Annotated in this window: 10 protein-coding genes and 1 riboswitch; of the genes, 8 read left to right on the top strand and 2 right to left on the bottom strand. The window is 68.6% G+C overall.

What is annotated here, in order from left to right; genetic code table 11:
- Window positions 1-29 precede the first annotated feature (29 nt).
- Window positions 30-812: a M15 family metallopeptidase gene (locus ABD104_RS15305; RefSeq protein ID WP_130356986.1), complete on the bottom strand. Its 783-nt coding sequence runs from the start codon at window positions 810-812 to the stop codon at window positions 30-32.
- A gap of 72 nt (window positions 813-884) precedes the next feature.
- Window positions 885-1,051, top strand: a riboswitch (yybP-ykoY riboswitch).
- A 17-nt stretch (window positions 1,052-1,068) separates the two neighbouring features.
- Here ABD104_RS15305 and ABD104_RS15310 point away from each other — a divergent pair.
- The 5 genes from ABD104_RS15310 (at window position 1,069) to ABD104_RS15330 (ending at window position 8,242) form a co-directional block, all read left to right on the top strand.
- On the top strand, window positions 1,069-1,629 hold the full coding sequence (locus tag ABD104_RS15310; protein WP_087837574.1) for a TMEM165/GDT1 family protein: 561 nt from the start codon (window positions 1,069-1,071) through the stop codon (window positions 1,627-1,629).
- A 112-nt stretch (window positions 1,630-1,741) separates the two neighbouring features.
- Window positions 1,742-3,706: a bifunctional metallophosphatase/5'-nucleotidase gene (locus tag ABD104_RS15315; protein WP_132979061.1), complete on the top strand. Its 1,965-nt coding sequence runs from the start codon at window positions 1,742-1,744 to the stop codon at window positions 3,704-3,706.
- Window positions 3,707-3,940: 234 nt separating this feature from the next.
- The gene (locus tag ABD104_RS15320) at window positions 3,941-6,346 is read left to right on the top strand and encodes a 3-hydroxyacyl-CoA dehydrogenase/enoyl-CoA hydratase family protein (RefSeq protein ID WP_343927766.1); all 2,406 of its coding nucleotides are present in this window, start codon (window positions 3,941-3,943) and stop codon (window positions 6,344-6,346) included.
- 212 nt (window positions 6,347-6,558) lie between these two features.
- A complete protein-coding gene (locus tag ABD104_RS15325) occupies window positions 6,559-7,758 on the top strand; it encodes an acetyl-CoA C-acyltransferase (RefSeq protein WP_087837665.1) in 1,200 nt (399 codons plus the stop codon).
- 67 nt (window positions 7,759-7,825) lie between these two features.
- Window positions 7,826-8,242: a putative signal transducing protein gene (locus tag ABD104_RS15330; RefSeq protein WP_343927767.1), complete on the top strand. Its 417-nt coding sequence runs from the start codon at window positions 7,826-7,828 to the stop codon at window positions 8,240-8,242.
- 9 nt (window positions 8,243-8,251) lie between these two features.
- Here the strand turns inward: ABD104_RS15330 and ABD104_RS15335 are convergent, their stop codons facing one another.
- Window positions 8,252-8,743 (bottom strand): MarR family winged helix-turn-helix transcriptional regulator, encoded by a 492-nt coding sequence (locus ABD104_RS15335; protein WP_165963020.1) that lies wholly within the window; start codon window positions 8,741-8,743, stop codon window positions 8,252-8,254.
- Between the two features lie 144 nt (window positions 8,744-8,887).
- Between ABD104_RS15335 and ABD104_RS15340 the strand changes: the two genes are divergently transcribed.
- The 3 genes from ABD104_RS15340 to ABD104_RS15350 all read left to right on the top strand — a co-directional run bounded on the left by ABD104_RS15340 (window position 8,888) and on the right by ABD104_RS15350 (window position 11,724).
- Entirely contained in the window at window positions 8,888-10,318 is a 1,431-nt protein-coding gene (locus ABD104_RS15340) for a sulfatase family protein (protein WP_343927768.1), read from the top strand.
- Window positions 10,319-10,379: 61 nt separating this feature from the next.
- The gene (locus ABD104_RS15345; RefSeq protein WP_087837580.1) at window positions 10,380-11,348 is read left to right on the top strand and encodes a tripartite tricarboxylate transporter substrate-binding protein; all 969 of its coding nucleotides are present in this window, start codon (window positions 10,380-10,382) and stop codon (window positions 11,346-11,348) included.
- Between the two features lie 52 nt (window positions 11,349-11,400).
- Entirely contained in the window at window positions 11,401-11,724 is a 324-nt protein-coding gene (locus ABD104_RS15350; RefSeq protein WP_254914562.1) for a 4a-hydroxytetrahydrobiopterin dehydratase, read from the top strand.
- Window positions 11,725-11,728 lie beyond the last annotated feature (4 nt).

An 11,728-nucleotide genomic window follows, 5' to 3' on the forward strand; every position in this document is an offset into this window, starting at 1 on the left:
GTGCGCGCGCCGTGCGCGCGGCGCGCGGATCAGCGTACGGGGAAATTGAAATAGGTATCCGGATACGGCTCTTCGTCCAGAGTGTAGTGCCACCACTCTTCGGGCAGGTTGCGAAAACCGTGCCTGGCCATCAGTTCCTTCAGGAACCGGCGATTGTGTCGGACAGCCTCGGGTAAATCAGGATTGTCTGTATGCGACTTTACATCAAAAAGGTCGAAGGGGGTTCCCATGTCGACCTCGCCGCCGGCCAGCAGCGGACCACGGACGGGCAGGGCGGAGGCGGTTTCAGGCTCCAGCGCGGCCAGCGTCAGATCCACCGTGCTGCCCCGGCTGTGGCCGGATCGCTCGGCGATGTAGCCCAGTTCGAGCAGCGCGGCCTTGTCCACGCCGGGGAAGTATTCGGCCTTGGTCTTCTGGTCGGCGGCGTCGCGCGTCCAGGCCACGAAATCGGTCACGGCGCGCTGGGGCCGGTAGCAATCGAAGATCTTCAACGTCAGGCCCTGGGGCCGGACTTCGCGCTGCACGGCCAGCAGGCGCCGCGCGGCGGGTTCGGTCAGGATGCAGGTGGGGGCGTCGTAGCCCGCCGCCGGCCGGCCCATGAAGTTGGCGCTGCCGTGATAGCGGATGTCCAGCCGCACGGTCTGGGCGACGTCGGTCAGGTGGACGAAGCCGACGGGGATGGGAAGAAGCGGGTCTTCCTGGGCGTGGGCGACCGGCGAGAGCAGCGCCGCGGCGGCGAGACAGGCGCCGGTGGCTTGTGCCAGCGAACCGGCCGGGCGCCGGTCGTCCTGGTCGGAGGAGCGGTTCTTCATTCGGGCATTCCATCTTGAAGCAGCGCATATTATGCGGCGTACGGCGCGCGGCGGGCCAGTTGCGCTATACTTGCGCCCGTCATTGGGGAGTAGCCTCCTTGCCTTTGGGTGCAAGGGCCTGCGTCAACACACTTGCCTACGGGCATGGCGCAGGCGGTCCAGGACTTGGCAAGACCTTTGATCGTGCAGCTTCCGGTGGGCCGGGGCTGTTGCACGATCATTCGGTCAACCGTCCGGCCCGGAGCGCGTATCAAACATGGAAGCCTTCCTCGTCTCGACCGGCATCGTCGCCCTGGCCGAGATCGGCGACAAAACCCAACTGCTCGCCTTGTTCCTGGCTGCCCGCTGGCGTCGGCCCTGGCCCATTATCCTGGGCATCTTCACCGCGACCATCGTCAACCATGCCCTGGCCGGCGCCGTTGGCGCGTGGCTGACGCAGGTGATCGGTCCCGACGCGCTGCGCTGGATACTGGGCGTTTCCTTCATCGCCATGGCGGTCTGGATGCTGGTTCCCGACAAGCTCGACGCAGCCGAGACCGGCAAGCTCAGGCTGGGCGTGTTCGGCACCACGGTGGTGGCATTCTTCCTGGCGGAAATGGGCGACAAGACGCAGGTGGCGACCGTGGCGCTGGTCGCGCAATTCCATGCCTACTACGCCGTGGTGGCCGGCACCACGCTCGGCATGCTGATCGCCAATGTGCCCGCCGTGCTGCTGGGCGACAAGCTGGCCCATCGGCTGCCGGTGCGGCTGGTGCATGGCATCGCGGCACTGATCTTCGCCTGTCTGGGACTGGCCGCGCTGCTCGGCCTGTTCTGATCGCGGGGCTCGTCCCCGGACGGCCCGGGGACGGTGCAACACGATCTTCATGCAAGCTTCACGACCGTTTCATGACAGGCCTCCATCCTTCGAGTCCTTCAGTGACAAACGGATGAAAACCATGAAAAGACTCGTGAGCGGCGGTGTGGGGCTCGCCGCGGTATTGCTGGCGGCAGGATGCCTGTCCTCGGGCGATGACGATCCCATTCCCGTCAATCCGGAGCCGCAGGGGCGGCCCCTGGCCCTGACCATCCTGCACGTCAACGACCATCATTCCCACCTGGATGCCACCTCGGCCACGCTGCAACTGAAGGTGGCCGACGGATCACGCAAGGCCGTCGCGGTATCGGCCGGAGGCTTTCCCCGGGTGAAGGCGGCGATCGACCAGCTGGCGGCGAAGTCGACCCACGTGCTCAAGCTGCACGCGGGCGACGCGCTGACCGGCACGCTGTATTTCAACCGGGCGGGCGAGATGGGCGAGCCCGATGCCGCCCTGATGAACACGGTCTGCTTCGACGCCTTCGCGCTCGGCAACCACGAGTTCGACAAGGGCGACAGCGGCCTGAAGCATTTCATCGACCTGCTGCACGCCGGCAGTTGCAGGACGCCCGTGCTGAGCGCGAACGTCAGCTTCGCCGCGTCCTCGGCGCTGCATCCCTCGCGCGCGGCGGGCGCGGTATCGCCGTCGACGGTCGTGGTGCGCCACGGCCAGAAGATCGGCATCATCGGACTGACGATCGCGGCCAAGACCCAGGCGTCCTCGAGCCCGGACAAGGGTACGGTGTTCGAGGACGAGGCGGTGGCGGCGCAGCGCGAGATCGACGCGCTGCGCAAGCAGGGCATCGACAAGATCATCCTGCTCAGCCACACCGGCTACGGGTACGACAAGCAGATCATCGCCAGGCTCGATGGCGTGGACGTGCTGGTGGGCGGGGACTCGCATACATTGCTCGGCCCCGACGCGATGGCGGGCACGTACGCGCTGGGTGCGACGCCCGGTGGCGCCTATCCCACGCGGATGACCGACAAGCAGGGCAAGCCCGTGTGCCTGGTCCAGGCCTGGGAATACAGCCGGGTGGTGGGCGAGCTGAAGGTGGAGTTCGACGCCAGGGGCGAGATCAGCAAGTGCGAAGGCACGCCGCATGTGCTGATCGGCGACGATTTCGCCATTGGCGGCGCGGCGGCGGGTGCGCCGGACCGGGCCGCGATCCTGGCCGACGTGCAGGCCAGCGGTTTCCTGAAAGTGGTGGCGCCGGACGCCGCGGCGGCGCAGCTGCTGCAGCCGTTCAAGCTGCAGGTGGATGCGTTCAACAAGACGGTCGTGGCACAGGCGCCCGACGAACTGTGCTCGCGCCGCGTGCCGGGCGGCTCGCCCACGCAGACGGCCGGCTGGAACGACTACGGCCGGTCGAGCGCGGCCTGCAACGCGCTGGGCGACGTGACCCGGCGCGGCGGCGACATCCAGCAGATCGTGGCGCAGGCCTTCCTGGAAATTGCGCAGAAGGCCTATGGCGGTGCCGACCTGACGCTGCAAAGCGGCGGTGGCGTGCGGGTGCCCCTGCAGGGCGACATCACCGCGGGCCGCGCCATCGAGGTCGTGCCTTTCGGCAACCAGCTGTATCGCCTGGAGGTGACCGCGACGGAGATCAAGAACCTGCTGGAGGACGGCATCGAGGCCACCTATGGCGGCACCGGCGCCACGGGGCCCTATCCCTACACCGGCGGGCTGCGCTGGGACGTGGATGCGACCCAGCCCAAGGGCAGCCGGGTCAGCAACATCGAACTGCGCGACAGTGCCACGGGGAACTGGGGATTGCTGGACCTGGGCAACGCCACCCGCACCTACAAGCTGTTCGTGCTGAGCTTCAACGCCAACGGCGGCGATGGCTACGCCACCCTGGCGGCCGTGCCGGCCGCGCGGCGGCTCGACGTGGGCGTGCTGGATGCCGACGTGTTCCTGGAATACATCGCGGCGCAGCCCAAGGGGACGAACGGCCTGCCGCAACTGCGCAAGCTGGAACCTGGCCTCTATAGCACCAAGTCCCATAAGGACGTGTGGACCCTCTCTACGCGCTGACGCGCGCCTCCCGGGTCTAGTCCCAGGGCGCGGCCATCGGCCGCGCGGGGCGGGCTTTCCATCCGGCCCGCCAGTGCCGCTCCCTTCAAGAGGTAGACTATGCGAGTAGGCAGTTGCTGCGATGAGGCGTGGCGGCTGCGCGTGTCTTTAGTCCCGAATCGCCCGTGCGCGGCGGCTGTCGCGCATGCCCTAGATTGGGCCGGCCGCTCCGGCCCGTTTATCGCCAGGAAGACCATGTCGAATTTCCTCGTCCGCAAAGTCGCAGTGCTGGGTGCCGGAGTCATGGGCGCCCAGATCGCCGCGCACTGCGTCAATGCCAAGGTGCCGGTGGTGCTGTTCGACCTGCCCGCCAAGGAAGGCCCCAAGAACGGCATCGTGCAGAAGGCCATCGACAACCTGCGCAAGCTCAGCCCCGCTCCGCTGGCGGTGCCGGAACTGGCATCGCTGATCGAGCCCGCCAATTACGAAGACGACCTGGCCAGGCTCAAGGAATGCGATCTGGTGATCGAGGCGATCGCCGAACGCATGGACTGGAAGCATGATTTGTATGCGAAGGTCGCCTCGGCGATCGGTCCGCGGGCCATCTTCGCCACCAATACCTCGGGCCTGTCGATCACCGAACTGTCCAAGGGCATGGCCCCCGGGCTGCTGCCGCGCTTCTGCGGCGTGCACTTCTTCAATCCGCCACGCTACATGCACCTGGTGGAACTGATTCCCACCGCGCATACCGAACCCGCCATCCTGGACCATCTGGAGGCTTTCCTGACCACGGTGCTGGGCAAGGGCGTGGTACGGGCCAAGGACACGCCCAATTTCATCGGCAACCGCGTGGGCGTGTTCGGATTGCTGTCCGCGATGATCGAGGCCGAGCGCTTCGGGCTGACCTACGACGTCGTGGACGACCTGACCGGCGCCAAGCTGGGCCGGGCCAAGTCCGGCACTTTCCGCACCGGCGACGTGGTCGGGCTGGACACGCTGGCGCACGTCATCAAGACCATGGAAGACTACCTGCCCGATGATCCGTTCGCCGCGCACTACGGCACGCCGCCGGTGCTGGCCGGGCTGATCAAGCAGGGCGCGCTGGGGCAGAAGACCGGCGCGGGGTTCTTCCGCAAGCAGGGCAAGGCCATCCTCAGGCTGGATCCGGCCAAGGGCGAGTACGTGCCGGCCGACGGCAAGGCCGACGATGCCGTCGCCCGCATCCTGAAGAACAAGGACGCCGGGCAGCGCCTGCAGGCGCTGCGCGACAGCGAGCATCCGCAGGCCCAGTTCCTGTGGGCCATCCTGCGCGATACCTTCCAGTACATCGCCGTGCACCTGGCCGACATCGCCGGCACCGCGCGCGACGTGGACTTCGCCATGCGCTGGGGATTCGGCCATGGCGTGGGCCCGTTCGAGCTGTGGCAGCAGGCCGGCTGGCTGCTGGTCGCGCAATGGGTGCAGGCCGACATCGCGGCAGGCAAGACGCTGTCCAGCGCGCCGCTGCCGGCCTGGGTGACCAGCGGCCCGGTGGCCGAGCGCGGCGGCGTCCATACGCCGGAAGGGTCGTGGAACCCGGCCGCGGGCAGGTTCGAGCCGCGCTCCAGCCTGCCGGTCTATGCGCGCCAGATCTTCCGCGCGCCGCTGGCAGGAGAGGGCATCGTGCCGCTGGCCGCCGGCAAGACCGTCTTCGAGGACGAGGCGATCCGCCTGTGGACCCTGGACCGCGCCGGCCTGGACGATGTGCTGATCGCCTCGTTCAAGACCAAGATGCACACCATCAGCCCCGCCGTGACGCTGGGGCTGCTGCGGGCCGTCGACCTGGCCGAGCAGGACTACCGCGGGCTCGTGGTCTGGAATCCGGGCGAGCCGTTCTCGGCCGGCGCCGACCTGCAGGCCATCGTGCCGCTGTTCATGAGCGGCGGCGTGCAGGCCGTCGCGCCCGAGGAGGAACGCCTGCAGCAGTTGATGCTGCGGCTGCGCTACGCCCAGGTGCCCACGGTGGCCGCGCTGGCGGGCATGGCGCTGGGCGGCGGCTGCGAGCTGTCGGTGTATTGCGCGCGCCGCGTGGCGCATTTCGAGACCTATCTCGGCCTGGTCGAGGTGGGCGTGGGCCTGATCCCGGGCGGCGGCGGCCTGACCTACCTGGCCCGGCGCGCGGCGCAGGAGCGGGCGCTGGCGCCGGACATGCCGCTGATGGCCTTCCTGAAGAAGTACGCCTTCCAGGCCGCCACCGCGCAGGTCTCCAAGTCCGCGGTCGAGGCCCGGCGCATGGGCTACCTGCTGGACGACGACCCCATCGTCTTCAACGTGCACGAGGTGCTGTACGCGGCCATCCGCGAGGCGCAGGCCCTGCACGACACGGGCTGGCGCGCGCCATGGAAGGAGCCGTTCGCGGCCGCCGGCAGCGAAGGCATCGCCATGCTGAGCGCGCAACTGGTGAACATGCGCGACGGCGGCTTCATCTCGGACTACGACTACCGCCTGGGCCATGCGATTGCCGAGATCCTGTGCGGCGGTGAGATCGAGGCGGGGTCGCTGGTGGACGAACAGTGGATCATGGCGCTGGAGCGCAAGACGTTCATGTCGCTGCTGGGCGAACCCAAGACCCAGGAGCGCCTGATGGGCATGATGCAGACCGGCAAACCTATAAGGAATTGATGTGGCCCCCCCCTACGCGCTGACGCGCGCCCCCCAGGGGGCGATGCGCGCGGACCGGCGGAGCCGGATCCGCCGCATCCTGGGGTACCAACCGGCTGGCGAGGAACTGCGTTCTTGGCGTTCCTTCAGTGCAGGTGGTGACGAAGTGGGGTTTGAGCGGTGGAACAACAGGGGCGCCTCGTGGCGTCACGGACGAATTGAAGGAGATGGGGATGTCACGTCAGGTTCAGGATGCGTATGTCGTTGCCGCGTCGCGGACGCCGATCGGGAAGGCGCCGCGGGGAGCGTTGCGGACGGTGCGGCCGGATGATTTGTTGATCCATGTGCTGCGCGCGGCGTTGGCGCAGGTGCCGGGGCTGGATCCGGGGCGTATCCAGGATGCCATCATCGGCTGCGCGATGCCCGAGGGCGCGCAGGGGATGAACGTGGCCAGGATTTCCACCCTGCTGGCCGGCTTGCCGCAAAGCGTGGGCGCGGTCACGGTGAACCGTTTCTGCGCGTCGGGGCTGACCGCGGTGGCGATGGCCGCCGACCGGATCCGCGTGGGCGAGGCCGACGTGATGATCGCGGGCGGCACCGAATCGATGAGCATGGTGCCGATGATGGGCATCAACCCGTCGCTGAATCCGCGGGTGTTCGAGGGCGACGAGAATATCGGCATCGCCTACGGCATGGGCCTGACCGCCGAGAAGGTGGCCGCCCAGTGGCAGGTGTCGCGGGAAGACCAGGATGCGTTCGCGCTGGCCTCGCACCAGAAGGCGCTGGCCGCCCAGCAGGCGGGCGAGTTCAAGGACGAGATCGCTCCCATCGAGGTGGTGACGCACTTCCCCGACCTGGAGGCGGAGAAGGTGGCGGTGCGCAAGCGCACGATGTCGCTGGACGAAGGGCCGCGTGCCGACACCAGCGCCGAGGCGCTGGCCAGGTTGCGGCCGGTGTTCGCGGCCAAGGGCAGCGTGACCGCCGGCAACAGTTCCCAGACCTCGGACGGCGCGGGCGCGCTGGTGCTGGTGTCCGAGAGGGCGCTCAAGGAATTCAACCTCGTGCCGCTGGCGCGTTTCGTGACCGCCACGGTGCGGGGCGTGCCGCCGGAGATCATGGGCATCGGCCCCAAGGAAGCCGTGCCCGCCGCGCTGCGGCAGGCCGGCCTGTCGCTGTCCGATATCGACTGGATCGAACTCAATGAGGCGTTCGCCGCGCAGTCGCTGGCGGTGATCCGCGACCTGGGCCTGGACCCGGCCAGGGTCAATCCGATGGGGGGCGCGATCGCGCTTGGCCACCCGCTGGGGGCGACCGGCGCGATCCGTGCCTCTACCGTGGTGCATGCGCTGCGGCGCAGGAACCTGAAGTACGGCATGGTCACGATGTGCGTGGGCACGGGCATGGGCGCCGCGGGAATCTTCGAGCGGGTCTAGTCGCGTGGTCGAGACGGGGCGCGGCGATTCCTGGCGGGACGCCGCGCGGCGACGGGAGGGGCGTGCAATGGCGGAGTTCGTCACCCTGGAAGTCCATACCAACCCTTGGGACGCCCACATCACTCGTGGGCTGCTGGAAAGCGAGGGCATCCCGGTGCTGCTGCAGAACGAGCACCAGGTATGGGCCAACTGGCCTTTCTCGCTGGCCCTGGGCGGTGTGCAGGTGCAGGTTCCCGCCTTGTCGCTGCCGCGCGCGCAGGCGGTGCTGGCGCGCCGCAACAGCGGGGAGTATCAGCAGGAAGTGTTCGACCAGCCCGTCGCCGCGCGATGCGATGCCTGCGGCGGCACGCGGTTCGCGCGCGACGTGAACTGGCCGCAGGTGGCGCTGGCGCTGGTGACGCTGTGCTGGAGCAGCGTCATCTTCCCGCCTCGCAGGGGACCGATGAAATGCGTGGACTGCGGAACGCCGGCTGGCGAGGCCTGAGCCGGGCGGCTACCGGCCCTTCGCGCGATCGGCGTTCTCCTGCATCCGGCGCAGCAGTTCCAGCAAGCGTTCCACCTCTTCCCTGTCGAATCCTTCCAGCATCCTGGCCTGCCTGTCCATGGCCCGGGCGATCAGCGCCTGGCCGGTCTGCCGGCCCCGCGGCGTCACGCTGAAGATGGTGCGGCGCGCGTCGGCGGGATCGGGGATGGAGCCCACCAGTCCCGCCTGAGCCAGCTTGGCCAGCGTGCGGCTGACCCAGGCCTTGTCGATGTGCATGATCTGGCACAGGGGCGTGACGCCCATGTCGCCGCGCGTGGCCAGGACCACCAGGCAGCGGTATTCGGGCAGCGTGAGGCCGGCCACTTCCTGCGCATCCCGTTCGGCCAGGCCGCCCAGGCTGGATGACAGCCGGAAGATGACGAAGCCCAGCAGCGAGGTCAGGTCGAAATCGACCGGCGCGGTTCCGCGCCGGCGGGACGAGGATCGGGAGGGGGCGGTCATGGGCATCGGCCGGGACGAAAGTGGAACGGACAGGCGCCATGTTGACAGAAGAGCGTGCCGGCCGCCAATTGGTTGTCAAAACATCATTGACAACACAACAAAAAGCGCGCATCGTCTCTTCCGCAGCGTTCAACGATCCGTTTCATGGCTTCCAATCTCCTGATCATCCTGTCGGACGAACACAGCCCCGGCGTCATGGGCTGCGCCGGCCATGGCGAGGTGTCGACTCCGCACCTGGATGCGCTGGCGGCGTCGGGTACGCGTTTCGCCAACGCGGTATGCGCCAGCCCCATCTGTGTGCCGACCCGTGCCGCGCTCGCCACCGGGCGGGCGGTGCACGAGGCCGGCTACTGGGACAATGTCGATGCCTACGACGGTGCCGTGCCCAGCTGGCACCACGTGCTGCGCGAGCACGGGCATGAAGTGGTGTCCATAGGCAAGCTGCACTATCGCGGCGCCCCGGGCGAGGACTACGGTTTTTCCGAAAGCCTGCTGCCCATGCACATCCATGGCGGCCGGGGCGAGGTCAAGATGCTGCTGCGCGATCCGCCCGCCTCGCTGGGCGACGGCGCGAACATGCTGGCCTCGGCGCGTGCGGGCGAGTCGGATTACAACCGCTACGACGACCGCATCTGCGACACGGCGGTCCGGTGGTTGCGTCGCAAGGCGGCGACGCCCGCCCCGGACAAGCCCTGGGTACTGATGGTATCGCTGGTCGCGCCGCATTTTCCGCTGACCGTGCCGGCGCCCTTCTTCGACCGCTATGCCGCGCAGCCCCTGCGCCTGCCCAAGGCCTATCGGTTCGGCATCGACGAGGCGGCCCATCCCTTCATCCGCCAATATGCGCGCGAGACCGGCTACAACGTCCATTTCCGCGACGAATCGGATGTCAGGCGGGCGCTGGCCGGCTACTACGGCCTGGTCAGCTTCCTGGATGCCAAGGTGGGCACGCTGGTGCGCACGCTGAAGGAGTGCGGGCTGGACGACGCGACGCGCATCATGTACCTGAGCGACCATGGCGACAACGTGGGGGCGCGGGGCCTCTGGGGCAAGAGCACCATGTATGCCGAGTCGGTGGGCATACCGATGATCCTATCCGGTGCGGGCATCGAGGCCGGACGGGTCGAGCGCACGCCCGTCGGCCAGACCGATGTCTACGATACCGTGCTGGACGCGGTGGGCGTACCCGCCGATGCCGGACGCGTGTCGCCATCGGCGCGTTCGCTGCTGCGGGAGCTGCCCGCCGACCGCGCGGTGCTGTCCGAATACCATACCGTGGGTTCGCGCGCGGCCGTCTTCATGCTGCGCGACGCCCATACCAAGTACGTCCACTATTGCGACCATCCTCCCCAGTTGTTCGACCTGGACGACGATCCGGACGAACTGCACGACATCGCCGCGAAGTCGCCGGGCCGCGTGCGTGCCTGGCGCGAGCGGCTGGCCGGGTTCTGCGACCCCGACGAGGTCGATCGCCGCGCCAAGGCGCGACAGGCCGAATTGATCCGGCGCCATGGCGGCGACGCGGCGATCCGGGCCGGGACGGGCATAGGGGGATACACGCCGGTCTCGGCGTGAGGAGCGGATTCCATCGCGGCGCCCGGCGCCGCATCATCACAAAACCGGCAGGAGACAAGACATGAAGTACCCCAGGGTCCTACGCGGACTGATCGCGGCCGCGCTGGCCGCCGTGGCCGGCATGGCGCAGGCACAGCAGGCCGGCGCGCGGCTGCTGGTGGGCTATCCGGCCGGCGGGGCGCCCGATGCCGTGGCGCGCGTATTCGCCGAGCACCTGCGGCAGGTCGCCGGCTTTCCCGTGGTGGTGGAGAACCGCGCCGGTGCGACCGGCAAGCTGGCCATCGATGCGGTGCAGGCCGCCCCCGCCGACGGCCAGACGCTGATGGTGATGCCGGCCAGTTCGCTGCTGCTGACGCCCATGGTGCTGAAGTCCGCCCACTACGACGCAGTGCGGGATTTCGCGCCGGTGTCCGCATTGGCCGAATACGGCTTCGGCGTGGCGCTGGGGCCCGCCGCGCAGGGCGCCACGCTGGCGGCGTTCATGGCCTGGGCCAAGGGCCATGCCGACCAGGCCAACTACGCGACGCCCGGCCTGGGGACGCCGCAGCACTTCCTGGGCGCGGAGCTGGCCAGGCAGGGCGGCACGCCGTTGACGCACGTGCCCTACCGCGGAGGCGCCAATGCCGTCACCGACGTGCTGGGCGGGCAGGTCGCGGCGCTGATCACCACCGAGCAACTGCTCGTTCCCTACCAGGCCCAGGGCAAGCTGCGCGCCGTGTTGATCACCTCGCCGCAGCGCAATGCCAAGCTGCCGGGCGTGCCGACCGCGCGCGAAGCCGGCCTGCCGCAGCTCGAGGCGGTGGATTGGTTCGGCCTTTTCGCCAAGGCGGGAACGCCGGCCGACCGGCTGGCGCAGTGGCAGGCGCGGGCCGATGCGGTGCTGGCCAGCCCCGCCTATCGCAAGGCGATCGCCGACCTCGGCTACGCCCTGCCGGCTCAGCCCACCGCCGGGCTCGGGTCCAGGCTGGAGCGCGAACGTGGCCAGTGGCGCGACCGGATGCGGGTTTCCGGTTTCCAGGCAACGGAATAAGATTTGTCGGGGAGCGCAGGCCGCGCGACAGCCGGGGCGCGGCTGCGGTGCGATCTCCCGGCGCAAGGAGCAGGCCATGCAGAAGTTGAGTGCGCAGGACATCGAGCAGGCGATGGCGAAGCTGCCCGAGTGGCAGCTGGACGCGCAGCGGGGCGCCATCCGGCGCCGGTTCCAGTTCCAGGATTTCAGCCAGGCCTTCGCGTTCATGACGCGCATCGCCCTGTATGCGGAAAAGAACGATCACCATCCCGAGTGGTCCAACGTCTACAACCGGGTGGACGTCACGCTGACCACCCATGACGCGAACGGCCTGACACAGCGCGACATCGACCTGGCGCGCCACGCCGACGAGGCTGCGCGCGCCCATTCCGGATAAGAGG

The sequence above is a fragment of the Pigmentiphaga daeguensis genome, from assembly GCF_039523035.1.
In the GTDB taxonomy this organism is placed as follows: Bacteria; Pseudomonadota; Gammaproteobacteria; order Burkholderiales; family Burkholderiaceae_B; genus Pigmentiphaga; species Pigmentiphaga daeguensis.